General features: G+C 43.3%; 27 protein-coding genes and 1 pseudogene. 16 read left to right on the top strand and 12 right to left on the bottom strand.

Going from position 1 to position 26,440, the window contains the following annotated elements; all coding sequences use genetic code 11:
* Positions 1-322 precede the first annotated feature (322 nt).
* Positions 323-859, top strand: coding sequence for a hypothetical protein (locus tag QWZ04_RS21140; protein WP_290330237.1), 537 nt, complete (start codon positions 323-325; stop codon positions 857-859).
* Positions 860-988: 129 nt separating this feature from the next.
* On the opposite strand, the gene QWZ04_RS21135 is transcribed toward QWZ04_RS21140, so the two are convergent.
* The 3 genes from QWZ04_RS21135 to tnaC form a co-directional block, all read right to left on the bottom strand.
* Positions 989-2,203, bottom strand: coding sequence for an aromatic amino acid transporter (locus tag QWZ04_RS21135; protein WP_290330235.1), 1,215 nt, complete (start codon positions 2,201-2,203; stop codon positions 989-991).
* A gap of 207 nt (positions 2,204-2,410) precedes the next feature.
* Positions 2,411-3,865 (bottom strand): tryptophanase, encoded by a 1,455-nt coding sequence (gene tnaA / locus QWZ04_RS21130; RefSeq protein ID WP_290330234.1) that lies wholly within the window; start codon positions 3,863-3,865, stop codon positions 2,411-2,413.
* A 155-nt stretch (positions 3,866-4,020) separates the two neighbouring features.
* Positions 4,021-4,089: a tryptophanase leader peptide gene (gene tnaC / locus QWZ04_RS23510; RefSeq protein WP_353958867.1), complete on the bottom strand. Its 69-nt coding sequence runs from the start codon at positions 4,087-4,089 to the stop codon at positions 4,021-4,023.
* 850 nt (positions 4,090-4,939) lie between these two features.
* On the opposite strand from tnaC, the gene QWZ04_RS21125 reads away from it, so the two are divergent.
* The 3 genes from QWZ04_RS21125 (at position 4,940) to QWZ04_RS21115 (ending at position 9,590) form a co-directional block, all read left to right on the top strand.
* The gene (locus QWZ04_RS21125) at positions 4,940-6,547 is read left to right on the top strand and encodes a BCCT family transporter (protein ID WP_290330233.1); all 1,608 of its coding nucleotides are present in this window, start codon (positions 4,940-4,942) and stop codon (positions 6,545-6,547) included.
* Between the two features lie 292 nt (positions 6,548-6,839).
* Positions 6,840-8,744, top strand: a complete 1,905-nt coding sequence (locus tag QWZ04_RS21120) for a bifunctional metallophosphatase/5'-nucleotidase (protein WP_290330232.1) — start codon at positions 6,840-6,842, stop codon at positions 8,742-8,744.
* 147 nt (positions 8,745-8,891) lie between these two features.
* Positions 8,892-9,590 carry a DNA-3-methyladenine glycosylase I gene (locus QWZ04_RS21115; protein WP_290330231.1) on the top strand — a complete coding sequence of 233 codons (699 nt, stop codon included), beginning with the start codon at positions 8,892-8,894 and terminating at the stop codon, positions 9,588-9,590.
* 115 nt (positions 9,591-9,705) lie between these two features.
* Here the strand turns inward: QWZ04_RS21115 and QWZ04_RS21110 are convergent, their stop codons facing one another.
* Positions 9,706-10,371 (bottom strand): periplasmic substrate-binding domain-containing protein, encoded by a 666-nt coding sequence (locus QWZ04_RS21110; RefSeq protein WP_290330229.1) that lies wholly within the window; start codon positions 10,369-10,371, stop codon positions 9,706-9,708.
* A 65-nt stretch (positions 10,372-10,436) separates the two neighbouring features.
* Positions 10,437-11,405 carry an SgrR family transcriptional regulator gene (locus QWZ04_RS21105; protein WP_290330228.1) on the bottom strand — a complete coding sequence of 323 codons (969 nt, stop codon included), beginning with the start codon at positions 11,403-11,405 and terminating at the stop codon, positions 10,437-10,439.
* Between the two features lie 67 nt (positions 11,406-11,472).
* On the opposite strand from QWZ04_RS21105, the gene QWZ04_RS21100 reads away from it, so the two are divergent.
* Entirely contained in the window at positions 11,473-11,631 is a 159-nt protein-coding gene (locus QWZ04_RS21100; RefSeq protein ID WP_290330226.1) for a hypothetical protein, read from the top strand.
* An 83-nt stretch (positions 11,632-11,714) separates the two neighbouring features.
* Complete coding sequence (gene nfsA / locus QWZ04_RS21095; protein ID WP_290330225.1) at positions 11,715-12,437, top strand: oxygen-insensitive NADPH nitroreductase; 723 nt, start codon at positions 11,715-11,717, stop codon at positions 12,435-12,437.
* A 100-nt stretch (positions 12,438-12,537) separates the two neighbouring features.
* On the opposite strand, the gene QWZ04_RS21090 is transcribed toward nfsA, so the two are convergent.
* The gene (locus QWZ04_RS21090) at positions 12,538-13,980 is read right to left on the bottom strand and encodes an AGE family epimerase/isomerase (RefSeq protein ID WP_290330224.1); all 1,443 of its coding nucleotides are present in this window, start codon (positions 13,978-13,980) and stop codon (positions 12,538-12,540) included.
* 286 nt (positions 13,981-14,266) lie between these two features.
* On the opposite strand from QWZ04_RS21090, the gene QWZ04_RS21085 reads away from it, so the two are divergent.
* The 3 genes from QWZ04_RS21085 to QWZ04_RS21075 all read left to right on the top strand — a co-directional run bounded on the left by QWZ04_RS21085 (position 14,267) and on the right by QWZ04_RS21075 (position 15,965).
* Positions 14,267-14,800, top strand: coding sequence for a YbhB/YbcL family Raf kinase inhibitor-like protein (locus QWZ04_RS21085; protein ID WP_290330223.1), 534 nt, complete (start codon positions 14,267-14,269; stop codon positions 14,798-14,800).
* A 22-nt stretch (positions 14,801-14,822) separates the two neighbouring features.
* Positions 14,823-15,626 (top strand): helix-turn-helix transcriptional regulator, encoded by an 804-nt coding sequence (locus tag QWZ04_RS21080; protein WP_290330577.1) that lies wholly within the window; start codon positions 14,823-14,825, stop codon positions 15,624-15,626.
* 147 nt (positions 15,627-15,773) lie between these two features.
* Positions 15,774-15,965 (top strand): hypothetical protein, encoded by a 192-nt coding sequence (locus tag QWZ04_RS21075; protein WP_290330222.1) that lies wholly within the window; start codon positions 15,774-15,776, stop codon positions 15,963-15,965.
* Positions 15,966-16,020: 55 nt separating this feature from the next.
* Here the strand turns inward: QWZ04_RS21075 and QWZ04_RS21070 are convergent, their stop codons facing one another.
* Complete coding sequence (locus QWZ04_RS21070) at positions 16,021-16,917, bottom strand: LysR family transcriptional regulator (RefSeq protein ID WP_290330221.1); 897 nt, start codon at positions 16,915-16,917, stop codon at positions 16,021-16,023.
* A gap of 205 nt (positions 16,918-17,122) precedes the next feature.
* Here QWZ04_RS21070 and QWZ04_RS21065 point away from each other — a divergent pair, with 205 nt between their 5' ends.
* The 4 genes and pseudogenes from QWZ04_RS21065 to QWZ04_RS23505 all read left to right on the top strand — a co-directional run.
* Positions 17,123-17,761, top strand: coding sequence for an NAD(P)-dependent oxidoreductase (locus QWZ04_RS21065; RefSeq protein WP_290330219.1), 639 nt, complete (start codon positions 17,123-17,125; stop codon positions 17,759-17,761).
* A 212-nt stretch (positions 17,762-17,973) separates the two neighbouring features.
* Positions 17,974-18,207, top strand: coding sequence for a hypothetical protein (locus QWZ04_RS21060; RefSeq protein ID WP_290330218.1), 234 nt, complete (start codon positions 17,974-17,976; stop codon positions 18,205-18,207).
* A gap of 68 nt (positions 18,208-18,275) precedes the next feature.
* Positions 18,276-18,683, top strand: coding sequence for a GFA family protein (locus QWZ04_RS21055; RefSeq protein ID WP_290330217.1), 408 nt, complete (start codon positions 18,276-18,278; stop codon positions 18,681-18,683).
* A gap of 115 nt (positions 18,684-18,798) precedes the next feature.
* A pseudogene (locus tag QWZ04_RS23505) lies at positions 18,799-18,975 on the top strand (Crp/Fnr family transcriptional regulator); the annotation flags it as partial.
* On the opposite strand, the gene QWZ04_RS21050 reads toward QWZ04_RS23505, so the two are convergent.
* Entirely contained in the window at positions 18,922-19,197 is a 276-nt protein-coding gene (locus QWZ04_RS21050) for an MDR/zinc-dependent alcohol dehydrogenase-like family protein (RefSeq protein ID WP_290330216.1), read from the bottom strand. The pseudogene QWZ04_RS23505 and the gene QWZ04_RS21050 sit on opposite strands and share 54 nt — an antisense overlap.
* A gap of 167 nt (positions 19,198-19,364) precedes the next feature.
* Here QWZ04_RS21050 and parS point away from each other — a divergent pair, with 167 nt between their 5' ends.
* Together parS and QWZ04_RS21040 are read left to right on the top strand one after the other, a co-directional pair.
* The gene (gene parS / locus QWZ04_RS21045; protein WP_290330215.1) at positions 19,365-19,808 is read left to right on the top strand and encodes a type II RES/Xre toxin-antitoxin system antitoxin; all 444 of its coding nucleotides are present in this window, start codon (positions 19,365-19,367) and stop codon (positions 19,806-19,808) included.
* Positions 19,805-20,266: an RES family NAD+ phosphorylase gene (locus QWZ04_RS21040; protein ID WP_290330214.1), complete on the top strand. Its 462-nt coding sequence runs from the start codon at positions 19,805-19,807 to the stop codon at positions 20,264-20,266. Before parS ends, QWZ04_RS21040 begins: the two co-directional genes overlap by 4 nt.
* 513 nt (positions 20,267-20,779) lie before the next feature.
* Here the strand turns inward: QWZ04_RS21040 and QWZ04_RS21035 are convergent.
* The 4 genes from QWZ04_RS21035 to QWZ04_RS21020 all read right to left on the bottom strand — a co-directional run bounded on the left by QWZ04_RS21035 (position 20,780) and on the right by QWZ04_RS21020 (position 25,217).
* On the bottom strand, positions 20,780-22,273 hold the full coding sequence (locus QWZ04_RS21035; RefSeq protein ID WP_290330213.1) for a coiled-coil domain-containing protein: 1,494 nt from the start codon (positions 22,271-22,273) through the stop codon (positions 20,780-20,782).
* Positions 22,274-22,662: 389 nt separating this feature from the next.
* The gene (locus QWZ04_RS21030) at positions 22,663-23,568 is read right to left on the bottom strand and encodes an SMP-30/gluconolactonase/LRE family protein (protein WP_290330212.1); all 906 of its coding nucleotides are present in this window, start codon (positions 23,566-23,568) and stop codon (positions 22,663-22,665) included.
* Positions 23,569-23,606: 38 nt separating this feature from the next.
* Entirely contained in the window at positions 23,607-24,545 is a 939-nt protein-coding gene (locus QWZ04_RS21025; protein WP_290330211.1) for an NADP-dependent oxidoreductase, read from the bottom strand.
* A 45-nt stretch (positions 24,546-24,590) separates the two neighbouring features.
* Positions 24,591-25,217, bottom strand: coding sequence for a putative quinol monooxygenase (locus QWZ04_RS21020; RefSeq protein ID WP_290330210.1), 627 nt, complete (start codon positions 25,215-25,217; stop codon positions 24,591-24,593).
* Between the two features lie 135 nt (positions 25,218-25,352).
* On the opposite strand from QWZ04_RS21020, the gene QWZ04_RS21015 reads away from it, so the two are divergent.
* On the top strand, positions 25,353-26,270 hold the full coding sequence (locus tag QWZ04_RS21015) for a LysR family transcriptional regulator (protein ID WP_290330209.1): 918 nt from the start codon (positions 25,353-25,355) through the stop codon (positions 26,268-26,270).
* Positions 26,271-26,440: the final 170 nt, after the last annotated feature.

Here is a 26,440-nt window from a genome sequence, read left to right as displayed (position 1 = left end):
TAGGATTGATAGACATCAAGACACAGTGTACTTAAACGCGCATTGGATAAGAATACTTCTTCTAATTAGATCTATTTCAAATGCAATAGAGTCATTGTTAAGTACAATAATCAGAAGTTATAGCCCTTTTGTTTCAGACTTTACTTTGTTTTATTTCGATTCATTTTCTGAAAATGGATGGTACCAGAGACGAATTGGGTCAATATTTCCCCACTGATGTCAATCTTATGTCAAACCCATTGCAGGTTTTGATTCGCTCAAGTAACGTTATGCACATAAAGAGCTCATAACCCTAATAGCACACTACTTGAGAGATAATTCCATGAGAAAAACGCTGATTACCGCCACTCTAGCACTGCTTTCTACTCAAGTTATGGCCGATACCTCTTCAGAAGTGGTCATATTAAGCCTAAAAACTCAGGTCGGTGACCAAATCGTCGCGACAACTGAGCTGTATTCAAATCAAATCGACCCAAATACCAGCAGTATCGACGACACATTCAGACTTGTCGTAAACGGGAAAACGGTAGATGCTCCTCAAGAGTTACTTGCCGACCTCACGCGTAACCGTCGTACCTACAGCTATGACAGCATGACAGACGGGGTTGAACACGTTAAAAGCCCTGCTATGTGCATGCTCGGTGGTGAAGCTCAAGGTTATATCTTAGAAACTCGTTACCTTGATTACAAAGACAGCCAGATTGTCGGCCACGACATGAAGCCGGTTTATGCGGAAAGTGCAAATTGCCTGTTCACCGAACAGTACGTACCAAATGATCGTAATGCTGAGCTGTCTTCAGCTAAGTCTTTAGCGACCTTAAAAACGCTGTCCATGATTTACTCGCAAGACCAAAAATAACTGCGACAAAGACAGTCAGTAACCTCTGCACAGAAAACGAAGACAAAAAAGGTAAACACAGCATCAGCCGTGTTTACCTATATTATTGTTTATTACTGTTTTAACGTGCGGTTAGTTCAATAGCCAAACCTATCCCGTAAACGCAGGCAACGCTCCCATCATGGCCATAAAGTGGAATACAGCCGTAAGCACACCAAATCCAACAACCACGGCGATCATCGGCGCGCCACCGGGAGCAACGAAACCTTCATTACCTGCTTTTAGCTGACGAGACTTACGGGCAAGTAACGCTGGGATAATACAAGCCCACACCGTTGCCGCCGCGCCTGCATAACCAATCGCAATCACGAAGCCAAACGGAAACAGTAACGACAAAATCAGTGGCGGAATGAATGTGACCATCCACGTTTTCGCACGACCTTTCCTACAATCTTCGAACCTGAACAAGTCTGCTAGGAAGTCAAACACGCCCAAACCAACACCAATAAAGGAAGAAAGAATCGCTGCCATAGAGAACGTATTAATCGCATTCGCTACTTTTTCAGATTCAATCACACTTGCTAGGGCTGCTAATAGAGCATCAACATTACCACCTTGTTCAATCACAGGGCCAAACTCACTGCGAGGCAGGTTTCCGTAGATACTAAATAGCCACAAGAAATATAAACTCAATGCGATAACCGTACCGCCGAGAATCGCTTTCTTGGCTTTCTGCTCTTCGCCGTAATACGCTCGCATAGAAGAAACCGAGTGATGGTAGCCAAAAGATGTTAGCGCCACCGGCAACATCGCCAATGCGTATGGGGCGTAGCTTGACTGCTTGCTGATGGTGTCAAACAAAATTGACGTATCCACTTTAATCGCAAGGCCAGACACACCAAACACGAAGCTTAGAATCATAAAAGCGATGAGAATAACTGAAATTCGATCGACAGCTCGTGTTGAATGCCATACAAAGGCAGAAAAAATAACAACAAAACCAACAGAAGCAATTTTGCTATCAATATTAAGTAGTCCTTCAAGAATTAAACCTGAAGACGTAATATAGGCGTACAGTAATATACCACCTACAAAGTAAACCGTTATATTATTAAAGGCGTTAATTTTATCGCCGAGTAGATCCTTTGTGACGGTATTAAAAGATACCTTGAGTTCATAATGTTTGAATGCTTCTAACAGCATCCAACCGGATATGGTCATCACAACCATAGTTAGAGAAATGGCCAGTATCGACCACGTTGTCCATGCTCCGGCTCCTGCACTTGGTAACCCTAACATGCCTGCACCCACACAGACACTGGCTATAATACAAGAACCACCTATTAATGACGGACTCTTATTCATATTGATATTCCCTTAAATTCACGTTATTTAATCTGGTTTCCTAAACAGGTTTTTTATATTTATTAGTATTATTCAGACACACTTATCCCGTAACCAATTCCAACGTTTAACAATGGATAACTGGAAATAATAATGTCTTAGGGTTTACGTATTACTTGAGTGCCTAGGAAAAAAAAGCGCATTCAATAATGAATGCGCTTTATCTTGTTATGCTTCAGCGAGTTCTTTTTTTTCAACCTTCACTGCTTCTACTTCTTTTAGTCGAGCAGTAAAGTGACGCAGTACTTTCGGCTCGTAAGTGAAGTCTAACCCTTTCACGTTCGAGGCGTTCTCTTTCACTTTCTCAAATGCTTCAATGATGAAGTCCATATGAGTTTGCGTATAGGTTGCTCGCGGTATGGTTAAACGCAGCAGCTCCGCAGGGCACGCGTGTTGCTCGCCCGTTGCTGGATCTCGGCCTAATAATAGAGAACCAATTTCTACCGCACGAATACCCGCGACTTTATACAATTCACATGCCAATGCATGAGCAGGGAATTGACCTGCAGGAATATGAGGAAGTAATTTACCTGCATCAACAAAAGCAGCATGACCACCAGCTTGCTGACATACAATGCCCATCGCCTCAAGGCCGTTTACTAGGTATTGAACTTGACCAATACGGTACTCTAACCAGTCTTGACGCATGCCATCATACAGGCCAACAGCCAAACGCTCCATTGCGCCGCCTTCTAGACCACCGTAAGTAGGGAAGCCCTCTTGAACCACACATAATGTACGACATTCAGTGTATACGTCCATGAATGACTCATCTTTGAAACAAAGTAAGCCGCCCATTTGAACCATCGCATCTTTTTTAGCAGACATTGCTAAGCCATCTGCGTACTTGTAAGACTCACGAGTGATTTCTTCAATCGTCCAATCTTGGTAGCCTTCTTCACGTTGCTGAATGAAGTATGCATTTTCTGCATAACGAGCCGAATCCATGATCACTGGAATATCGTATTTCTGTGCCATTTCGTATACCGCTTTCAAGTTAGCGATAGAAACTGGCTGGCCACCAGCTGAGTTACACGTAATTGTACTGACAATATATGGTACGTTCGCTGCACCCGCTTCAAGAATGGCTTCTTCTAACTTAGGTAAGTCAAAGTTACCTTTAAAGTCTGCGTTGATTGACGTATCAAATGCTTCTTCCGTGTACACGTTTTTAGCAACACAGCAGTTAACTTGTGTATGACCTTGTGTGGTATCAAAGAAGTAGTTAGACAACGCCACCATCTTAGTGCGGTCTAAGCCTTTTTCCGTTTCACGTTTTTGAATAAGAACCGGAATGTAGATTTGCTCTGCACCACGACCTTGGTGAGTTGGAATCGTCAGCTCGTAACCAAAAATGTCTTTTACTGCATTGGAAAGTGCGTAGTAACTGCGGCTGCCACTGTATGCTTCATCACCCATCAACATCGCAGCTTGCATGCGTTGAGTAATAGAACCTGTGCCACTGTCTGTTAGTAGGTCAATAAACACGTCATCACTATCGAGTAGGAATGGGTTCATACCTGATTTTACGATCGCTTCTTCGCGGTACTCACGAGTGGTACGTTTTACTGGCTCAACAACACGAATGCGAAATGGTTCAGGTAGATGCTTGAAGTTTTCCATAATAATGCCTTCATTTTTTATTTAGATGCGTCTACGCACCTTTTAAATTGGGTAAATATATTTAAACAATAAATCAAACCAACGATATTAAATTTAATGCCACAAAATTCAGGTTAATATACCTAGCGACAAAAATTACGTAAGTCGATTATTTTCTACTTATGGGTAGCTTCGTTCGATGGAAAATAAAAAGATATTTTTCCATCTTCATTGTACCAATGCATCTGCATCGGAGATGACAACCAAACATGTTGCCAATCAAGACATATCTTCACTGTATGTACTCGCAATAAGTTGGATTTTCAAAATTTGCTCACCATAAATGCCAGATAGCATGAGGTAAACACGTTAAATTCATACGGAAAGTCGTACTAAGAAAGGTTGTAAGCGTTACTCTGCGGAAAGGTGGAAAGACAGGACGTGATCTAAGTTAAACCATGCAAGCAAGGTTTGAATTAATGTGGATTGCCATTTAAGGTACATGTTCATTTTTTATGTCCTATCCTGAAAACCAAAGTCCTAATCGATGAATCTATCATCCAATATAATTTGGATTTGTTAAACAAAAAGCAGCCATAAATGTGATCAATATTTGCCAATAAATTTCTATTAAATTAAAACTTTCTATAGGATCACAGAATAACTCAAAACCATATGCAACACCACTCAATCACTCATAAGAATAATCGCTAAAATAATTTTATAAATATAAAACTTATATTTTAAAACTAAGCCGCTACGGCCAAGAAAATATCATTAAACTAGTACGTTAGTCTTATTATCCTTTATTATAGATTAATACGTCTGAGTTCATTAACCCCATTCACTAGATCGTGACGAAAACTTCATTTCCCACCGAGCAGAAAAATCACGTGATCAGGCAAACTGTTAGCCTACGATAGCTAAGCTAAACCCTTCCCCACAGCCCGCTATTGATGAATAACTTCACAAAAAGTCCCATTTTTGCTTTCAATCATGTTAGTATCAGCGCCTTTTTTTGACGAACCTCACACTTTTACTTCTGTGTGCGGTAAATGCAACGGCCTTCAATGGTCAAAAAATAGTGAACAATCTATGTCGAATATGACACATGTAGTAGATAGTACTTTATCAGCTTCACCCGAATATACAGATCAATCGACCACTCCCACTTCTGAATCATTGACTCAAAAACTGGAGTTAAACAACCCAGTCTTCTGGCTCAGTGGTAGCTTTCTCGTTTTATTTGTTTTACTTGCAGTCACCAATGCCTCCGCACTGTCTTCTCTCGTTACCACCTCTTTCTCTTATGCAACACAATGGTTTGGCGCATTTTGGCAAGTATTGCTGCTGCTCAACTTTGTTATTGGCCTCTTTTTGGCTATCAGCCGCACCGGTGATGTCAAACTAGGCGGTCTTTCAACCCCTGAAATGGATACCTTTAAGTGGATGGCCATTGTGCTGTGTACTTTGCTTGCTGGCGGTGGCGTATTCTGGGCTGCTGCAGAGCCCATCGCTCACTTTGTTTCCCCTCCCCCTTTCTTTGGCGATGCTAGCGTCGCGGACAACGCAGTAAACGCGCTGTCGCAATCATTTTTACACTGGGGATTCTTGGCGTGGGCTATCTTAGGCGGCCTATCCTCTATCGTATTGATGCATCTGCACTACGAAAAAGGCTTACCTCTTAAACCAAGAACTCTGCTTTACCCATTATTAGGTGATCGCGCCATTAATGGTTGGTTTGGCAATCTTGTGGATGCGTGCAGCATCATCGCAGTCGCGGCGGGTACTATTGGTCCTATCGGATTCCTTGGCCTACAAATCAGCTACGCACTCAATTCTTTATTCGGTATTGAAGATACTCTGATGACACAAACAATGGTGATCATCAGCGCTATCGCAATGTATACCTTGTCGGCACTCAGTGGTGTTAACAAAGGCATTCAAATTGTCAGCCGTTACAACATCATTCTAGCGATTGGTCTTATCAGTTTTATTCTGTTGTTTGGCCCAACAAGCTTCATTATTGACGGCTACCTACAAGGTGTTGGCGGTATGGCGAGTAACTTCGCCCCTATGGCGTTGTTCCGTCAAGATGCGGGTTGGCTAGGCTCGTGGACGGTATTCTTTTGGGGCTGGTTCATTGGTTATGGTCCAATGATGGCCATCTTCATTGCTCGTATTTCTCGTGGCCGTAGCATCCGCCAGCTTATTTTGGCTATCAGTGTTGTTGCTCCGCTGATTACTTGTTTCTGGTTCAGTGTTGTTGGTGGCAGTGGTTTAGCGTTTGAACTCGCTAACCCTGGTAGCATCACGACTGCGTTTGAAGGCTTTAACTTACCAGCAGTACTGTTGGCTATCACCGCGCAACTGCCTGCTCCGATGCTAATCTCGGTATTGTTCTTAATATTGACGACGACGTTTATCGTGACCACTGGAGACTCCATGACCTACACCATCAGTGTTGTTATGACAGGCTCAACAGAACCAAACCCATTGGTACGCGCTTTTTGGGGCGTAATTATGGGCGTGGTGGCTATTGCTCTTATTTCAATGGGTTCTGGTGGCATTTCTGCTCTTCAATCATTCATTGTAGTCACCGCCGTTCCTGTGTCGTTTATTTTGCTTCCTTGTTTATGGCAAGCACCTAAAATTGCACACCAAATGGCTCGCGATCAAGCGCTTATCACTAATCAGCGCTGATCCCCGCCTTAAAGGCTGAATTCTACTTTTGTTTAACACCTGCCCTCGACCGAGACGCAGGTGTTTTTTTATCTACATCTGCTCGCTTGCTCTTCTCTTCTCTTCTCTTACAATAAGAATCAACAAAAGCCACAATATAAAAATGGTCTTTACCAATACTGTTGGAACTGCCAGACACCTCCCAACATGATGTAACAGTCACCTATGTTTCACCTAAAAGGTGACACCAATCTCATTTCGTAGTGGGCACATTGATTATTATGCATCTAATTCCTCTACAGAAATGATAATAATGAAAAAAACTCTATTGACCAGTGCTATTGCACTCAGCTTTTCTTTCCCAATTTTCGCCGCTGATGGCGATATCCATGACGTCACCATACTTGGTACTTCCGATCTACACGGTCACTTTATGCCATGGGATTACGCTGCAGATAAACTGAATATGCGTGGAAGCCTGAGCCAGATAGCGACAAAGGTTAAAAACATTCGCGAAGAGCAACCTAACATCATTTTGGTTGATGCGGGTGACACCATTCAAGGCAATTTCGTCGAGACATTTAAAGATGAGCCTGTCGACCCAATGATGCTTGGCTTCAATGAAATGAAATACGATGTCTGGGTGCTCGGCAATCATGAGTTCGATTTCGGGCTTAAAGTACTGAACCGCTCTCTTGACCAATTCAAAGGACAAACGCTGGCTGGCAACATTAGCCGACCAGACGGCAACCCTTTCTTGCCCGCTTACACCATCATTGAACGAGGCGGCATCAAAATTGGCATGATCGGTATGGATACTCCGATGACCCAAGTGTTTGCTGAGGGCACAAACCGTCTTGATGGCATGACATTTACCAACCCAACCATTGAAGTACAAAAAGCCATTGATGCGATTGAAAACGATGTGGATGCGATTGTTCTTGTTGCCCATATGGGCCTTGAAAACGAGAACGATATTGCGAACACAGGCGTTACTGACATCGCGAATGGTAACCCAGAATTAGACGCCATCGTTGCGGGGCACATGCACACTCGTATTGATAAAGCTGTCGTCAATGGTGTCATCATTACCGAGCCCGACAAATATGGCCGCGCACTGTCTCGCATTGATTTCCAGTTTGAAGAACGCAATGGCAAATTTACCTTAGTAAATAAAGATAGCTTCACCTACAAAATCAAGGGTGTCGACTCTGATGAGAAAATGGAAGCGCTCTATCAGCCTTATCACAAACGTTTACGTGAAATGGCCAACCGTGAAGTGGCAGAGTTAACAGGCACCGACCTTGTTCCTGAAAACGAAATTCGTGGCATTCCTCAAGTGCACATCCAAGACACAGGCATCAGTGCACTGTTCCAAGAAGCAAGCTTTTTCTATGCCCCCAAAGCGAACGTCATCGCTCTGCAAATTGACAATGATAACGCTGAACTGGATGTAGGCCCTATAAAGGCCAAAGACATTGCCTATAACTATCAATATGCTGGCGGTGAAATTACGGTCTACCAAATGACAGGAAAAGAACTCAAGACCTATATGGAATGGTCTGCCGGTTACTTTAATTCTGTGGAACCTGGTGACGTCACCTACAGCTTTTTCCCTAAACGTCGAGCGTCTAAGTACTCTACCAATGATTTTTTTGCCGGAGTGAGTTACACCATTGACCTGACACAACCAGCCGGTAAACGCATTACCGACTTAAAATTTGCTGACGGGCAATCTATCACTGACAGCAGCGATATTCGTATTGGTATGAACAGTTACCGAATGGGGCATTTAACTAAAAAAGGTGGCGTACTTGAAAGCCAGTCTTTCCCAGTTCTATTTGATACCGAAGCCGAATACGGTGAAGAAGAAGGCACCATCCGCAACCTGACCATTCGCTATTTGACCGAAGAAAAAAATGGTACCTACCAAGGCAAAGCGATGCAACGATGGAAACTTGCAGGCTTAGAAGGCTATGAAAAAGAAAGAAACATCGTTAAACAGTTGGTGAACGACGGAAAGATTGATGTGCCAGCCAGTGAAGACGGCCGCTACACCAACATCGCCGCCATCAATGTTAAGGCTCTTCTGTTTAACAACAAAGATGCACAAGCCAAGGCTGTGGCTGAACGCAATGCCAAACTGCCTGATGCCACTAAGGCACAACGCATCACGCTTGAACGCGAACTCGTCCTTATTGAAGCACTAAACCAATAACCGGTAAGTAACCTAACGTGACACTGTCGGCCTTATTCAGGCCGACTTCTTCCCTCTTTAAAATCTAGCACCACGAGATTTATTCTCGCTTTTCCCGTCAGTTTGTTTATCTTAACCTTCACCTTTCGCTTTTTAGATCAAATCGATATGACCCAAGAAAAATTCCAATCTATCTATAATCGTGCTGTTGAACGTAAAGGCGGAGAAGAAAACCTCATCGCTTTGGTTCGCAAGCCACTTGATGTTCAAACGTTGGCACAAATTGGCGACGATCGTTGGTTAGCTGCTTTTACTGAAAAAGTATTTCAATGCGGGATTTCATGGAATGTAGTGAGGAATAAATGGCCTAATTTTGAGGAAGTATTTTTCAATTTCAAAATAGAAACCTTGTTAATGCTGCCTGAAGAAGCTTGGGAAGCCAAAGCTCAAGATCCAAAGATCATTCGTCATATGACCAAGGTCATGAGCATTCCAGCGAATGCCATGATGATTCACTCAGCGAAACACGATAACCAAGACGTTAGTTCATTTTCGGAAATGGTAGCGCACTGGCCAAGCGAGCAGATTACCGAGCTATGGGGCTACCTAAAACGAAACGGTAAACGCCTTGGTGGCAACACCGGAGCTTATACACTGCGCCAAATGGGCAAAGACACATTCATCCTTTCATCAGATGTGGAATCACACCTAAGGAACACAGGGATTATTGATGGTGGCCGAGATACTAAGCGCACCCAACTGGCAGCCAGCAAGGCATTCAATAATTGGCAGCAAGAGTGTGGAAAAAGCCTAAGCGAAATAAGCCAAATTATCGCGTACAGTGGCGGGGACAATCGCGTTCTATGACTCCATAAATGCTCTTACTCTAAGCCCATTTATAAAGGGCTTAGACAAATACCCGCCTTAGTAAAAGACCGACTCAATTCAGTGCCATTCCTTTTCTGTTCGGGACTTTTAATCGTCACTCTAGCCACAATCGCGCTAAAGACATCACTCCCATGCTATTCGTCTCTGTGCCATGTAACTCTTGCGACGTTGTATATCGCGCATGATGACGCCACAATGGCATGTAGTAACCGTTTTGTATCAACCAATCTTCTACTCGATACAGCTTGTCTAAAAAGTCTTGCCCGCTCTGGCTGTCTGCCATTAGTGAGTCAATAAATCTAAGGTAGTTTTTGCCGTTTATATCATCTAAGCAGTATTGATAGATATTGCCCGTTAATAACCAACGATAGTACTGAAATGGCGTATTATCGCTAAAGACGTAGCATTGATTAAGAATGTCGACCTGCTGGTTTGCCAAATCATCGCCGAGCCATTGATAGCGAATTTCACATATAACACCAAAAGACTCAAGGTGCTCAACGAGGCCTGCAAATGAGTCACTGTCCTTTCGGCTGCTCATGATAACAATGGGTCTAGATGGCTTTCGCATGGCAGTATTAAATAGATGAAACCCTTTATCTTGATGGTAAGGGGTAATGCTATTCGCTAAAGGTGAACTGTCACTATTTTGTAGTTCTACATATTGCCTGGTTTTGTCCATCAGCCAAGAACGTTCTGCTACCGACAACCTATTTTCATGGTGAACGAACTCAAATAAGTTACAGGCGTCTTGATCCACTTTGTCTGAGTCATCTCTCGACTGCTCGCTACTGAAACTGATCTCTTGAACATGAGCACTGCAAATTACTTGCTCTGATTTACTAGACCAAAACTCGGCCTTTCTATCAAGCCCCCTACGGAAAAATACTGCCTGTTTTTCTCCAACACCCAATGATCTTCTTGAAAAGCACTTAATTTATACGTGCCTGTACCAATAGGTTGAGAAAGCTCGCCTTTGTTATCGAGTAAGAAAATTCCGTGGTGTATATCTGCCAATACATGCAAAAACACAGGGTCAAATTGCTTCATATTGAATAACAGCCATTGACCGTCAACCGCGATACTCTCTACATGACGAAAAAGCAATTTACTTTTTCTACTGTGCGTTACTTGATAGTTAAAACAATCTTTTAAGTGGGTAAGCTGCAGCTTTTCGCCATTGTGAAAAAAGACATCATCTCGAATCCGAAAACGATATTGATTGTCTTGATAATCAAAATGATGGGCAATATGAGGAATGATTTTCCCTGTTTGATGATCGTATTTCACTAAGGTATCAAAAATCGATTCAATCAACATAATGGATTGAAGTAAATCCACCATCGGTGGACGCCATTCAGGGAAGGGGTAAGGCACTAAATAGACAAGCGTATTTTGCTTCGAAAGCTCAGCTTGAGCGGGGGCGAGCCACCGCGGCAGTTGGTCTTGAAATAGGCTGAGCTTGTCAAATTGCTCGGCGTAACGAAAAGCTTCATCAATATGGCCTTCTCGCGCTTGAGATTCCAACTGCGCCAGCAACGCCTCTTCAAACGACATCAGTATTGTTAGCGTCGATTTATTACCGCGCCCACGCCCGGGAGACCACTGAATACAGCCTTTAGATTGCAGCGTAACCATTAACTTACTGACATTACGCTCGGAGCAGGAAAGCAACGCCGCTAATTGGCTTACTTCTACCGGCGTCTGGGTCGCGGTCGGGAAAGCTTTATCTAGCTGATTTAAACGCTGTAAATGAATGATGGATAAAAAAGGTGAACTCTGTTTTTTGATCATATCGTTCTTTATTCCGGTTATTCCTCTGATAATAAAAAGCGTAACCAGATGAAGAGCAGAGGAACCTATGAATAATATTTATCACCCTCGTTATACCTTATATACCGAGCGCTACGCAACTGCCGTACGTGAACCGATTGGCGCAACAAAGCCCCAGACTCACGGCCTTGTTACTTTTTGTGCTGGTGCCTTATTAGGCATGTCATTAGCCCTGCTCGTCATATAAAGACGATAAACACAAGATGACACAGCAGACAATATTGCATATAACTAGAGAGCAAATTTCAAACTAATCAATAGAGTGACACTATGAATTCAGTAATCGATACCATGCTATCTCACCGTTCTATTCGCCAATATACCGACGAACCTATTGCTCCTGAGCAGCTTAATGCCATTATTCAATCAGGCATCGCGGCGTCGTCTTCTAGCATGTTGCAAGTCGTTTCGGTGATTCGGATTACTGACCCTGAGAAACGTAAAACGCTGGCACGCCTTGCTGGCAACCAAGCATACGTAGAAAAAGCAGCCGAGTTTTTGGTCTTTTGTATCGACTACCAGCGTCACTTCGAGCTTAACCCTGAGGTAACCCCAGAGTACACAGAGCTAACACTGATCGGGGCTATTGATTCTGGCATCATGGCACAAAACTGCTTACTTGCTGCTGAATCATTAGGCCTAGGTGGTGTGTATATTGGCGGTTTGAGAAATGGGGTAAAAGAAGCCGATGAACTGCTCGGTTTACCAAAATACAGCGCTGCACTCTTTGGTTTGTGCCTTGGTCACCCCGCGCAAGACCCTGAAATTAAACCTCGCTTAGCACCTGAGGTATTAGTACATGAAAACCAATACCAACCATTAAACAAGCAGCACGTAGCCAAGTACGACGACGTCATGGCAAGCTACTATGCCAGCCGCACGAGTAATCAAAAACAAAGTTCTTGGTCTGAGCAAGTCACGAGCAAAATATCCGGAGAAGTTCGCCCTCATATTTTGGGGTATTTAAACAGCAAAGGGCTGGCTAAGAAGTAACTTTTCGCTAATTAGCCGGCTACGTTTAATAGTTCGACTAAAGGGATACATGGCTTACGTGTATCCCTGAACCTACAACAACGACCGTCCTCTCGGATTATTAAGGCCGAATATTGGTAAAGCTGACTTTTTTAGTTCCGTCACTCTGGTTCTGAGAATCAACCATGTCCCCTTGGAAATAGTAGGGTTCAATAGGTATTTTACTGTTGTTTGGTCTTGCGTAGTACAAGGTAGCCGGCTTCGAGTCATTCTGTTGTGCGAACAAATAGCCAATTAACGCATGCTCAAACTGGTGGTAACCATTCCCCCAATGAAACGCTTTAGTTTGCTTCGGATTTAACCCAACGCCACCATACTTGTGATCAACCCATACATCATGAAAAGTCGGCAGCGTATATTGCAGAACAGGCTTCATTGACCCATCAATAAGAGATACCGTCATGGCCGCCTGATCAAGCTCTGCCCATTCCCATGACGAACTGCCTTCGCTATATGGCCGGCTTTGCCATCCACTGATCTGCTGCCCTTTCCATCTCTTTTGAAGTTGCTCACCATAGTAACCAGAGACGCTAGCAAAGCTTTTAGTGTATTGCGCCTGCGCCAATGTATGCTTCATCCCAGCCATACCAAACTGTGACCATTGAGAATTATCCAACGTTTTCCCTGTTAAATAAGTCATCCAATACGCTTTAATGGTATGGCCGAAATCGTTATGGTTGGCACTTGGCATCATCACCGCTTTATGATGAATTGCACCGTAAAAACGTTGCTCATCTTCTGAATGGTAGTGGTCTACCATGGTTTGTGTTAGCCAAGTTAGGTCTTTAAACCATTTTGATTTATTTGGTTCTGGCAGCAACGGGGCAACAAGAAGCAGGTAACCGTTGATTTGATCAAGCTGTGCAACCAGTTCACGTTGTTGTTTACTCCCATCATCACCGTCTGCGAGTACCCAAGCGAGGCCAAGATCATCTTTAAGCCGATACTTATCAAAGATAAAAGCTTGTTGCGAGATAAGTGCCTGTTCGACCTTTTTATCTTGAGTAAGGTAATAGTACATTGCAAGACCAACCAAAGCGTACGCTTGATCTTGAGAGGTACGCTGTTGCCACTCGAGCCCCGCTTCCCCATTGACGGTGTAACTGATAAAGCCGCCATTCTTCTCATCTTGGAGCTCATCGATTAGATAATACGCACCTTGTTTGGCCAGCTCTAACGCCTTCTTATCACCCGTTAGGTGGTACAGCACGCCATAAGCATAGGTTTGGCGCGACTTCATTCGAGTAAATTCTTTGCCAAAGTGCGGAGTAATCCAACCTTTCTTCAATTCAGGGCAGACATCAGCAACATCGAGCAAGGTGCCGTTATCGCAACGAAATGTCGGAAAGTTACCGACTGGATTTCCTTCGGCACTCGGCATTAACCAATAGGGGGCGAGTCCTTCTGTTGCGTGATTAAGCCAGTCTTCACCAGAAGGAAGAGTGATACTGGCAGTGGCAGCGAAGCTAGTGACACAGAGCAATGCGATTGTTGTTCGTAACATAATATTAACTTAACTAATTGAATTTATTTGAATATAAACAATCAGGTTTACGCATATTGACGATACGATCACAATCAGAATAAGTGTTCTGTCCATATCTCTAAATGAAAAAGAGCAATCGACTCTAGGCAATGAGCGACAAAGGGAAATATCTGTATCCTAACTTAGCCATTTAACTTAAAGTATCAAAATTACAACAAAAATAGCACTAATTGATACTTAATGAACATTCAGTACTTTTCGGGAACGGTACACTTTACTCGAACTCACGAAAAGGAACACACTCATGCAAGTATTCACAAAATCTGTATTAGCACTCAGCCTATTGGTTATTGGGGCAGCTCAAGCATTTGAATTAACGAGTAAAGACATTCAAGAGGGTCACCCTATGGCTAAGACCTTTGAGTACAACGGTTGGGGTTGTGATGGTAGCAATTTATCCCCCCAACTAATGTGGCAAGACGCACCAGCAGGCACCAAGAGCTTTGCAATCACAGCGTATGACCCTGATGCACCAACAGGCAGCGGCTTTTGGCACTGGGTCGCATTCAATATTCCTGCTACGGTAAATGAACTGCCGCGAGGTGTGAATATTAAAAAGCTTGGCGGAATCGAGTCTCGTATCGATTACGGCAGCATCGGCTTCGGTGGCGCTTGCCCTCCTGTTTCAGACGGCATGCACCGATACCAGTTTACGGTTTGGGCACTGCCAACAGATAAAGTACAACTAGATGAAAACACGCCTTCAGCGGTAGTCGGTTTTACATTGAATAGTATGGCATTAGACAAAGCGACGCTAACCGCCACTTACACACGTTAAATTACAAGAGAATGGGGGAATGATGAGTCATCAGTATCAAGTAACGATATTCCGTGCCGAGCAACTTCAAAAGCTCCGAAACGTAAGAATTCATTCCCCGTGCATCATTCAAATTATGGATGGTAGTAAACGTCTGTTCTGGAAAGACTCGACCATGGATCTTTCTCACGGAGCATTATTGCTCTGTGAGGCTTCGGCCTCATTGAGCTTTGAGAACCTCCCCCAAAAAGGCCGTTTTCTTTCCAGAATGTTCAGCTTCCATTGCCTACCGACAGACTCAATGATTGAACTGAGCAAGAACAGCGGCACAACACAAGCCACTCCAATGATGAAAACCGACAAAGGATTGCAAGAAACACTCAATGCGCTGTTCTCGTTTACTCCACAGAGCCTAAGCAAAGAAACACAGACTTTTTGGATCATGGGGGTTTATCAGCAGTTGGCGGAGCGTGGCGTGTTGCATCATTTATTTGCCAGCACGAACACCACCTTCACCCAGAAATTGAGCCGCTACTTGTCCTACTCTCCGAGTGAAGAACATACGCTAGAAGCCACAGCAAAACGCTTTGCTGTTAGCCGAGCAACGATGATGAGAAACCTCAAGCAAGAAGGCACACGATACAGAGAAGTGTTGGCTGAAGTGCGCCTAAACCACGCGCTGCATTTAATGCAAAATGGTCACTATAACGTCGCACTGCTATCTCAATTATGTGGCTACCAATCCGAAGGCCGTTTCAGCCAACGCTTTAAAGGCAAGTTCGGCCTAACGCCAAGTGATTATATTAAAACGGTAGTCGTTCAATGTAACTCAATAATGAAATGTTAGCTTACCGCTTTTAGCTTGATGCGCCGTTGACGGCCACATATAAGAAGCGCATTCTTTTAAACCTAGGCAGAACAAAGCTTCCTTTTATTAAGGGCGACCCTCCCACCGTTTTTTCTGTACAACGCATCGATTAAAATGGCAGGCCGAATGAATAAAATCGTTATATTAGTTATGGGGCTGCTTTTCACCAGCCGATTGTTTGCCAGTATTGCTCCGCATGTTACCCAGCTAGAACATGATGCACCTATTTTAATCCGTTCAGCTCTCATCGTGGGAGTGGCTAGCTATGTCATCTGGACGGTAGTTAAGTACTTTAAAAAGAACAAAGCCTCCCGTTAGAGCGAGTTGTGGTCACTGAGTCGTTTCATTCAACTCAATGTTGTCTCCATTGAAATCAAACGCCCCCAGATTTAATATCCGTTGACCAAGCTTGGGCAACAAAATCAATGAACTGCCGAACAATAGGAAGCTGATAACTGCGAGACAAATACACAGCCCAAAGCACACTGCTCGGAGAAACATAATCACCCAATATTTGTTTCAACTTACCATCAGAGATCAACGGATTCGCGAGATCGCATGGCAGGCGAACAATTCCTTTATCGTGTTCGGCGGCGCGACTTAACACGCCAACATCATTGGCCTTAATGGTTCCAGACACCTCAACTGAATAGTGCTTATTGTCTTTCACGAAGTTCCATTGAGAGATGCTAAGGTGGCGAAAGCAATTATGTTGTCGAAGCTCGTCGATAGACTTAGGTTCCCCATGCTCAGCTAAATAGGCTTCAGATGCACACACAACCGAGTCAATTTCCATTAGCTTTCGAGCAATCAAGCTATCGTCAGGTTGATCGGTATAGCGAAGGGCAATGTCTATTCTTTCTTCCACCAGTTGAGCAAAATAGTCGGAAGCAAAAAGCTCTACGCTGATATTTGGATGACGCTCGGTGAACTGCTCTACCACATCTAACAGCAAGTTTTGAGTCAGGCCGATAGGAGCCGCGATTCGAATTATCCCCGACAGTTCATCGGTTTGATTAAGGGCTGTGACCTCTAGCTCTGCGGTTTCATGGAGTATTCTCTCGCAACGTTGTAATGCCATTTCCCCTTCAGCGGTTAAACTCACTTTTCGCGTGGTTCTGTGCAATAACCTTTGTTGTAGCCATGCTTCTATCTCTTTGACATGGCGCGACACTTGTAACCGGCTCATGTCCAAATGCGTTGCCGCTTGAGTAAAGCTGGCACGATTTGCTACTTCCACAAAACTTCGCATCGCTGTCAACCTATCCATTACACCCTCTCAAATTGTTTATCTGTTCGTTCTGATCAACGCTTTATGCATAGCTTCGAGTCAAATGATTAAGCCAAAAACCCATTAGTTAACCAGGTGGATACAATGTATATCATTTGTCGATATTTATCTCAATTAAGGAATCTATTAGGCTGTAATGGCTGTCAGAAACAGACTAAATAAATCGGATAATTGGAGAGACATTATGAAAATTGCAGTATTAGGCGCGTCAGGTTGGATTGGTAGTCACATCGCACAAGAAGCAAAATCTCGTGGCCACGACGTTATTGCTGTCGTAAGAGATGCAAGCCGAGTAGAAACTAGTGGCGTTGAAGTTCGCCCCTACGATTTACAAGATGATACGGATAACTTATCGGCCACTCTATCAGGCGTTGACGCGGTCATTGCCGCTATTGGTGGTCGCGCCTTAGGTAATCACGACATCGTAAAAAGCACAGCGACTAAGTTACTTGCTACATTGCCAGGCGTCGGTATCGAGCGCCTATTATGGGTAGGTGGTGCAGGCTCGCTTGAAGTTGCTCCAAACGTACCCCTTGTAACCGTTCCGGACTTTCCCGAGGAATACAAAAACGAAGCACTAGCACAGTCTGAGGCTCTCGACGTCTTCAAGCAATCTGATAGCGAATTAAACTGGACGTTCGTTAGCCCAGCCGCAGACATCTTCCCAGGAGATAAGCTATCGACCTACCGTACTGGCGGGGAACAACTATTAACTGACGAAAACGGCGACAGCAAAATCTCTGTGAGCGATTACGCCATCGCGATGATTGACGAACTAGAAGCAGGCCAATTCCCACGCCAACGTATTGGGGTTGCTTACTAAGCGTCCCTACCTGTGAATCCCTACCTTTCTCACCTGCCATTTAATCATTCGATTAAATGGCAGTTTTTATATTATTCAATATCATTATGATAAGCCTTTGATTATTAATTGAAGTGATGAATTTAAAGGCGCATTATAGGAGCATTAAACATCTATCTACCCGATCAGTTGCGTTAGTTGCTAGACGATAAACCGGCTTCAGGAGAAGTAAAGTGGTGCATGCTTACGGTGCAAAGGAAATGAAAGCGTTTTGTTGTGAGTGTAAACAAGTCACTACCCATAAGTATGAGAGTTTTTCTAAAGCACAACCAGATAGTGAAGTGAAAGGTTTCTTCTCTGGATTGTTAGCTGCAGCAGCAAGCTCCTTAATGGAAAGCGAAGCAACGGGTGATTATAAGTGTAAGGTGTGTGGCACGAACCTTTATACACCTGACAATTTAGATTAAGTTTATGGTGCAATGCAGAATGCTCGGTGCGTTAAACGAATGAGTTAAGCTATAACTAAGGAGAGAAAATGTACAAAGGGAGTTGTTTGTGTGGTTCCATCCAATTGACATTGGATGGTGGTGTCACCGATATTATTCATTGCCATTGTTCTTTATGCCGTAAGGCAAGTGGAAGCGCCTATGCTACCAATGCTTTTATCGACTCGGAAGGCTTAAAATTATCCGATGCAGATAACACTCTCACTTTTTACGAAAGTAGCAAAGGCAAACGCAAATACTTTTGTAAAGCTTGTGGCAGTCCAATTTATAGCTCAAATTCACAGTCTCCTGAAAGGTATCGTCTTCGGTTAGGCATCTTGGATTCAGATATCACTGAACGCCCTATTTCTCATAACTTTGTGACTTCCAAGGCTAATTGGGAGGATTTAGATGCAGAGCTCCCACGTAGTGAAAAACACGAAGTTGGCAGAAAATAACGCCGTTCAATTCGCTAGACCAACGTTTAAGAGTTCTAAGCAATTTTTCTGATCGGATATTCACGAGCTGAAATGCTGCCCCACCGTTTCCCCAATAATACCCCTGTGGCGGCATGAAATCTTGTGCACTCAAAAACGAGCTGAAGCACTCCATGAATAACCTGAAATAATATTCGTTTTCGCCTCAGCATTGGCTGAAGATTATCAAGACTCGATGACCTACTACAGTACCTATGACTTATTGATGCAAAGCCAAACCAATACCGTGATAGGAGGTTTCAATAGTCAAAATAATCTTTCCATTTAATGCAACTGATTCATCCTCAATAAGCTCAATGGCCGTTAGCACGCCATCTAACGGAATATGGCGTTCTACATCTAGCTGCATTTGGTTCTCCATGAAATGGCATAGCATCATCATGAACGCACCTCGACGGCTATCCCTACCGACCGCCTTTTCCCAGTGACGTAAAAAGAACGTACTAAACTCAATATTCTCAATTTGGGAGAGCAAATCGCCCCTTGCATCTAATACATAGGCAGTCGAATATGGGTAGCTTTCTGGTTTTGAAGTGCAACAATTAGACGAAACCCTAACGATGAAGATAACTGGGCGAAGATCTTGCCTAACACAATCATCTGATACATAATTAAACTATCATTTGATAAGGTGTTATTGTTATGTCACAAATGCAAGCATTCAAACCTGTTAAACAGCCAGCTAGCTTTTGGCAGCAAGTAGGTATTCCATCCCGAGGGGTAACCCTTTATGAGTCTGTTCATAAAGGTCTGGATTTTGATGTTTTTGACAAGCTAGCCAAGCACTCTAAATTGGAAAAGAAAGAGTTGGCTACCGCTGTTACAATTCCACCAGCCACACTAAACCGCAGATCGAAAGCGGGACGTTTTAACAAAGACGAAAGTGATCGTTTGTACCGTTTTGCTGAGATATTCAACCAAACAATCAACTTGTTTGAAGGTGATATTTTGGCCGCATGTGAATGGCTCAAATCCCCTGTGGTTGGTTTGGGTAACCGCCGCCCTATCGATATGGTTTCCACTACTGCTGAATCAGAAGGTGTTCTAAATCTAATTGGACGATTAGAGCATGGGGTATTTTCTTGATCACTTTGTACCGAATCGTAAAGGAAAAGTGGGAAGAGTCAGCTTTCGATGGCGAAGGCTCCAGACTGTACGGAGGGCGTTGGAATTCTATTGGACGCTCGGCGGTTTATGTTGCGGCGTCAGAGTCACTTGCCATTTTAGAAATCTTGGTTCATCTCAAAAATACCAAAGTACTTGAAAATTATGTCTTGTTTACGTTGGAACTGGATGAAGCCGATGCTTTGGTCCTTGAAAATGACGACTTGCCGGACAACTGGAATGAAGAGCCTGCCCCGCTTCAGACAGCCGAAATCGGTGATCAATGGTTATCGAGCTATTCAAGCTTGGCGCTGGCGATCCCGTCGGTGATTGTGCCTCGCGAACAAAACTATGTACTCAACACAAAACATTCAGGTTATCCAAAACTCATCAAAACGGCCAACAAATACGAAATTTCTTTCGATACCCGGCTTCTATAAATCAGTGATTCCCACTGTAAATGTCCGAGAGCATTAAAGTTTGTCAGTTCCAATATTGTTTGATCTGTTTTTGGCTATATCAAGTTAGACGGCGAAGATAAGTTAAAGCACTTTCTGCCCCAAAGTGTTTCAGGAGCCATAGTAAAACCCATAGGGTTAGCTAATGAGCAACTACCGAGGAATCCTCAGTAGTTGCAGAATTTGCAACAACTCCTACATTCCCCAATTGTCCAACAGGCTGTTGGGCAAATCTCTAGTATCCAATTTTGCAACAAGAGGGTCTTGCACAATTGCGAAACAACCTGTTTCGTGAATTATTTCTGCCCCAAAACTTTCTAGCCTATGCCTCAGAACTCATTTTTGTCACTAACTTACCTACTTTTTCTAATGATTCAATATGATAAGTAGGTATGTATCTGTCTAGCGAGTAGGTTGCGATTCACTTCGACTTCGACAACTCTCTTCTGCTCGGATGTCAGTAACAGTCATAGAATCCATAACACATGCAGTCAGTTACAGCGGCTCGTATTCTATTGAGTTTTGCATCTCTAAGATCATTCGATTGACTTTTATTTTCTTTTGAATACGTTCAGGCAAAAGAGAGGCGTACTCTGCCGTATCTAGCTGTTTGAAATCTCGAGCAATACCGTTAATGACTTTGACATACTTATCACCGACTTCTTTAAGATCATTCAAACGGTTTGTTTCCTTACTAATCGCTCTCTGCAAGTCTTGTTGTTTACTCCAAAGTCTATCTAAATTAACACCACTCTCTAACTCAGCTTTCTTTTCCTCTAGACTATCCGTTTCTTGTTTTAGCCATTTGACATGGTTTTCTAACTCGGTCAACGCTTCATTTGATACACCTTTTCTATCAAGTGCAGCTTCAAGCTCACTCGTGATTTTGTAATGTGCCCCATCCAATATTTGTTGCGCTGTTCTTTGAGCGCTTTCAACCATTGATAACTCTTGCTTTAGAGCATTATCGGTAATCATTTGAGCATTCTGTCTAGTATCTTCTATTTCCGAAGCTAACTCAGCTAGAACATCATCTCTAACTTCTACTCTGACCTTTTCACGCTGTTGTTCTGCTTCAACTCTCGCATTGTTAATGATTCTTCCCGCTTCTAACTTGTTAAGATAGATGGTTTGCTTGAGTTGTTCTGATTCTTGATTTAAAGATGACTTCTCTTCTTCAAGCCGCAGTACCACAACTTGAAGGTCATTCGCTAGGGACTTTATCTGCTTATAGAGCTCTTTTTGCTCCCGCTCTTTTTCTTGCCACTTTTCAACTCTTTGTTTTATTCGGGCAACCCTTTCCTTAGCTTGTACCTCACGCTCAGAAATGTTTTCAGTAATTCTTTGAACTTGTTTGCGATGCCTTGCTATCTTTCTCAACAACATACTTCTTTCTTTGCTGATACTCATCGCGGCTTGCTGCTCAATAAAATCCCAGAATGGATTTAGCGGATTTAATGCTGTTATCTGAACTTTTACATTTTCATAGCTGTTCAGCAGCGAATCTGAGTCCAATCCAACTAGAAATAACTCAAGAGCACTCCTGCCCTGCTTTCGAAAGTCCACTATTTTATCTGGTGGGGTTTCATGAGTATTAGTAACTTCCACGTAATACTCTTCCCTACCGATCTGGCAAACGACATCTGGAATCCTTCCGTCTCGATAGACCTCTAGACGGACATTTTTCACACCTACCATTTCACAGTCACTAGAATCAAAAATGCCACTGGAATATGGATGAGGAATGAGCTTCTCCCGTTCGATGAACTCCTTTGCACTCAAATGCAACTGGGTTTCATACGAATAGCGACATTCTGCGTTACTTTGATGGCGTAAGTAGCTAGCTATGCCTTTATTACTATGTGCGGCAACCATGAAGTCTCCACAGCAAGGACAGACAACGTCATTCTGAGTGCCACTTTCTAGCTCAACAACAGAAACAACTCTACTCTCACTTAGCTTCCACCCAAAAATAGAACGATTTCTCATGCACACCTCAACATTGGAAAAATAGTGATGGTTAAAAATACAAAATATGGAACAAATCTCATATTGATTATCACAATATTATCAAGTCAAAGACAATATGTGCTTACTTCGTGTGATCCGCATCATCAATGCTAGACACCAAGTTAAGCGACTTTTCATATTTTACGTAATTCATGACATGTTAATGTTCTGATTTGCGAAACTGATTTCTGTCCAAATCCTTCTCAGGTGGCATTTCGTAACTCAGAAATGCCCCATTCGGTGTTACACTCGTTCAAGAAGTCAGTTCACCTAAGTACGATTTGACTTACATTTTCTCATGCTTAGAACTCTAACTATGTGGCCAGATTTATTATGTCGCTACATTTGTGTGTTTTAGTTTCAAACCCCTATTTTTTGTAAATACGGTAAGCATTCAACTTGTCACCAAACAATATCGGCGCATAAAGCATATTTGTCTGCTGATCAATTGCAATATCTGCAACACCAATGTCAACCATGCCTACTGCTGTGCGGGTTTGCTCATCGAAGTAGTAGACCGTGCCCGAAGCCGGGCTTGGGACAATATAACCCTGCTCAAACGCTTGAAGTCCATCGACCAGCGCAATATTCTCAGTGCCTTCAACCATGGATACGGATTTTTCACTGATTGATATTTCGTAGATTGACCCTAGCTCATCTGGTTTTAGATCCAGCGCCAAGCGTGTACCGACACTGCCAACCCAAATTTTATCTCCTTGAATTAAAATGCCATTTAGGTTGGTAAACAGTGGTGAGCTTAACCAGTGGACAACCTCATTATCTTGGATTGTGTACAGACTTCCTGATGTCAAGTCAGTAATAAATACTCGGCCATCCTCGGTGACTGCAATATCATTAAGAGAGATTGCTTTCGACGAAAGTGATTTGACGACTTTGCCGAGACTCACATCAATTACATGGACTTGGTTTTGATCGGCCACATAAAGCAACCCAGCAAAATAGCCCATACCTGTCGGTGTTTGAATGCCATCGATCCATTTTAAAGACTCAACATGACCCTCCTTGGAGACCTTGCTGATAAAACCGGCCTTTTCTTCACCGTTCACGTTCGAAACATAAAGCCAATCATGATCGGCGATCACAAGTACCGACTCTGGTTGAGAAACGCCCGAATCTATCTGCCATTGCTGTTCAATGACGATGTCGCTAGCAACGCGAGTGGTCGAGGAAGGGCCTGGTTCTGCGTTTGTAAATAATGGCATTGCTGCCGCTAACAGACCTGCAACGATTCGTTTGGTTGTGGATGATTTCATCTGAGCGTTTCCTTAAATGTAAACTAATAGAGCGAAAGTTATAAAGTGATGATGACTTTACCCAGCGTTCTACCACTTTCGATAGCTGTGTGAGCTTGAGGGAGGTTTTCAAAATCAAACGTTTGAGAAATATGTGGCGTCACTCGGCCATCTTCTAGCATGGCTTTAAGTGTCGCCATATCTTTGCCATTAGAGTGAACCATGTGAGTGCTAACATTCACACTCAGCTCGGTAGCCAAATTTTCAAGCTTTGGCTCTAAACCCATCATTGCAATCGACGTTAGGCTGCCACCTTTTTTCATGGTTTGTAGTGACGTCATTGCCGTTTCTAGGCCTAGAGTATCGAACACAAAATCAATATCGATAGCCACTTTTTCGAATGCTTCTGTTCGGTAGTCAATGTGCTGGTCTGCACCCAAAGAAAGAATAAAGTCACGATTTTTTGCAGAGCTGGTTGAAATAACATAGGCACCTAAGCTTTTCGCGATTTGAATTGCAAAGTGGCCAACACCACCTGAGCCAGCGTGGATCAGTACACGATCATCAGCTTTCACTTCACTAAGCACTTGCAGTGCGGTTAAAGCCGCAAGGGTGGTTGCCGCAGCATCGTTAAATGAGGTGTTGCTTGGAATGGTTGCTAACTGATCTGCAGGCGCTGCAACATATTCGGCATAGGCTTTACCGTGCCCTGGGAAGTTCACCATACCAAATACTTTGTCACCCACACTAAATTCAGTTACATCATCGGCAATAGCGACAACTGTACCCGCAATGTCCCAGCCTAAGATCATAGGGTCAGCATCACCAAAGAGATTGTTGAGCGCTTCTTGGGCGTATTTCACCTTGGTGTCTGCAGGGTTAATACTGAGTGCTCGAGTCTCTACCAGCACTTCGCCCGACTGTACTATTGGCTTATCAATTTGAGTCAGTTGTAGGTTTTCAATGCCGCCAGCTTGCTTGATTACGAATGATTTCATGATTTGTGTCCTATTAAATGTATAAGAATTTGAATTGTGTATTGATTACGCGAACTGCGTAACGAAGCTCATGTATTGGTCAAGTTCACCAATGACACACTCAGCCATTAACTCACCAGTTTCTATTGCATAAGGCTGTTTAAAGTGAATGTCCCAAACGTCTGATTCCTTGCGCCAGTGTTCATATACCACCAAGGTTTCGTCGTCGCCTTCAACGGTGTAAAGATCAAACAATAGGCACCCCGCTTCATTGCGTGTGTTAGTGATGTGGTGTTTAAACTGTTCGAGCAGTTTCTCTTTAGTACCTGGCTTGATTTTGAAAATGAAAAAGATATTAAATCTTGGATCATCTTCAGCTGCCGAAATAGGTGCCATTGGGCTTGGATTAGTATCTTCCAGTGTTATGACTACTGGCTCTAATAATAGTGCGCTTTTAGCTACTGTCATGAAGTGTTGCGTATAGCTTTGCTCTTGATGAAATTTGACGGCGGAAACATTTTCCCAACGCTCGTATGCGAAAAACACGCTAGGGTTGCTGTTATCTTGATAGAACCGCGTCGCTACACTGCCTTGCTCAGCTTGCGTATGTGTATGCTGTACGAGTAGTGCCGACTGAAATGATTCGACAGCGTTTTCAGCAACCGTAAATTTGATAATTTGTGTAAATGGCATTGATATATTCCTAAGAGCGTGTTGGCTTGGAATGTATATTAATTATTTTGTTTGCCTTTATCATCTAGCAATAAAGGGATTGATAATCCCATTTTTCGGGATTAAAGTGAGTGGGTTTATTTAAGAGGGCATCGCATGGATCTCGATTTTAAAAGCCTAGCACTGTTTATTAGGGTTGCCGAACTAGGCAAAATTGGCCAGGCAGGACTGGATTTTGGTTTCTCGACAACCAATGCAAGCCAGCGTATTCAGCATTTGGAAAGCCAAGTCGGTGTAAAGCTGTTTCACCGTACCACGCGCACAGTGTCACTGACCCATGATGGGGTTGTGTTTCTTGAGCACGCCAAACGAATCATCGACAACATTGAAGAAACGCGCAATGTTTTTAAAGGGGATAAAAACATACAAGGAAAGATTCGGATCGCGGTATCTTCTACCTATGGCAGGCTTTATGTGGTTCCTTTTATTCCTGCCTTTTTAAAGCAGTATCCCGACTTAAACATTGAAATTGATTTTTCGGACAATCGATTAGATATTGTTGAACATGGCTATGATGTTGCATTTCGAATCGGTAACTTAGAGTCCAACAGTTTGCTGGCGCGAAAAGTTGCGGATAACCCACTGGTGCTAGTGGCGTCTCCTCAGTACTTAGAAAATGCAGCTAGCCTAAAAACACCCAACGATCTAGAAAATCACGTTTGCATCCCCTTCATGAATAACAACCAATGGGAGTTTAAAAGCCCAAACGGCTCGTTGCATAAGGTGTCTGTTCACGGCCCACTGTCAGTAAACTGGGGAGATGCCATTAGCGATCTTGTCGAGGTTGGGATGGGGGTTGGACTTGCGGCATTGTGGCGTGTCGCTCCTGATATAACGCAGGGTAAGGTTGAGGTAGTGCTGAAGGATTACGAAATTTTGCCTAAAACGGCCATTTGGGCTGTCCGCCCTCCTGGGCGATTTATTCCTGCCCGAGTCAAAGTCTTTTTAGATTATATTGAAGAAGCGATTCGGCGTACGAATCACGAGCGATACGGCTCTTTTTTTGACGAGTAAACCATTCTATATTAATAGTTTGTAATACCTTGTGTAATTCATGAAGATCTAATTTAGGAAAGTTCGTAACTCGAAAATGTCCAAAAGTGATTTACAGCAATGACAGCAATGACTGTGATCACCGAGCGATTCTGTCGTACCTTAATTACCAAGCGACTTTGTCATTGCAA

The organism is Vibrio tapetis subsp. quintayensis (genome assembly GCF_030409945.1).
In the GTDB taxonomy this organism is placed as follows: Bacteria; Pseudomonadota; Gammaproteobacteria; order Enterobacterales; family Vibrionaceae; genus Vibrio; species Vibrio quintayensis.
The sequence above is the reverse complement of the archived record's forward strand: the minus strand, read 5'-3'. Positions and strand labels throughout refer to the sequence as shown.

Bases quoted from the DNA above. Each gene is read 5' to 3' on its own strand.
- parS (WP_290330215.1), top strand. From the start codon at position 19,365: ATGTCACAAATGCAAGCATTCAAACCTGTTAAACAGCCAGCTAGCTTT.
- QWZ04_RS21090 (WP_290330224.1), bottom strand. From the start codon at position 13,980: ATGTTACGAACAACAATCGCATTGCTCTGTGTCACTAGCTTCGCTGCC.
- QWZ04_RS21055 (WP_290330217.1), top strand. From the start codon at position 18,276: ATGTACAAAGGGAGTTGTTTGTGTGGTTCCATCCAATTGACATTGGAT.
- QWZ04_RS21070 (WP_290330221.1), bottom strand. From the start codon at position 16,917: ATGGATAGGTTGACAGCGATGCGAAGTTTTGTGGAAGTAGCAAATCGT.
- QWZ04_RS21080 (WP_290330577.1), top strand. From the start codon at position 14,823: ATGAGTCATCAGTATCAAGTAACGATATTCCGTGCCGAGCAACTTCAA.
- QWZ04_RS21125 (WP_290330233.1), top strand. From the start codon at position 4,940: ATGTCGAATATGACACATGTAGTAGATAGTACTTTATCAGCTTCACCC.
- QWZ04_RS21135 (WP_290330235.1), bottom strand. From the start codon at position 2,203: ATGAATAAGAGTCCGTCATTAATAGGTGGTTCTTGTATTATAGCCAGT.
- QWZ04_RS21020 (WP_290330210.1), bottom strand. From the start codon at position 25,217: ATGCCATTTACACAAATTATCAAATTTACGGTTGCTGAAAACGCTGTC.
- QWZ04_RS21025 (WP_290330211.1), bottom strand. From the start codon at position 24,545: ATGAAATCATTCGTAATCAAGCAAGCTGGCGGCATTGAAAACCTACAA.
- QWZ04_RS21105 (WP_290330228.1), bottom strand. From the start codon at position 11,405: ATGATCAAAAAACAGAGTTCACCTTTTTTATCCATCATTCATTTACAG.
- tnaA (WP_290330234.1), bottom strand. From the start codon at position 3,865: ATGGAAAACTTCAAGCATCTACCTGAACCATTTCGCATTCGTGTTGTT.
- QWZ04_RS21065 (WP_290330219.1), top strand. From the start codon at position 17,123: ATGAAAATTGCAGTATTAGGCGCGTCAGGTTGGATTGGTAGTCACATC.
- QWZ04_RS21035 (WP_290330213.1), bottom strand. From the start codon at position 22,273: ATGAGAAATCGTTCTATTTTTGGGTGGAAGCTAAGTGAGAGTAGAGTT.
- QWZ04_RS21030 (WP_290330212.1), bottom strand. From the start codon at position 23,568: ATGAAATCATCCACAACCAAACGAATCGTTGCAGGTCTGTTAGCGGCA.
- QWZ04_RS21085 (WP_290330223.1), top strand. From the start codon at position 14,267: ATGCAAGTATTCACAAAATCTGTATTAGCACTCAGCCTATTGGTTATT.
- QWZ04_RS21100 (WP_290330226.1), top strand. From the start codon at position 11,473: ATGAATAATATTTATCACCCTCGTTATACCTTATATACCGAGCGCTAC.
- QWZ04_RS21075 (WP_290330222.1), top strand. From the start codon at position 15,774: ATGAATAAAATCGTTATATTAGTTATGGGGCTGCTTTTCACCAGCCGA.
- QWZ04_RS21120 (WP_290330232.1), top strand. From the start codon at position 6,840: ATGAAAAAAACTCTATTGACCAGTGCTATTGCACTCAGCTTTTCTTTC.
- QWZ04_RS21015 (WP_290330209.1), top strand. From the start codon at position 25,353: ATGGATCTCGATTTTAAAAGCCTAGCACTGTTTATTAGGGTTGCCGAA.
- QWZ04_RS21115 (WP_290330231.1), top strand. From the start codon at position 8,892: ATGACCCAAGAAAAATTCCAATCTATCTATAATCGTGCTGTTGAACGT.
- QWZ04_RS21140 (WP_290330237.1), top strand. From the start codon at position 323: ATGAGAAAAACGCTGATTACCGCCACTCTAGCACTGCTTTCTACTCAA.
- nfsA (WP_290330225.1), top strand. From the start codon at position 11,715: ATGAATTCAGTAATCGATACCATGCTATCTCACCGTTCTATTCGCCAA.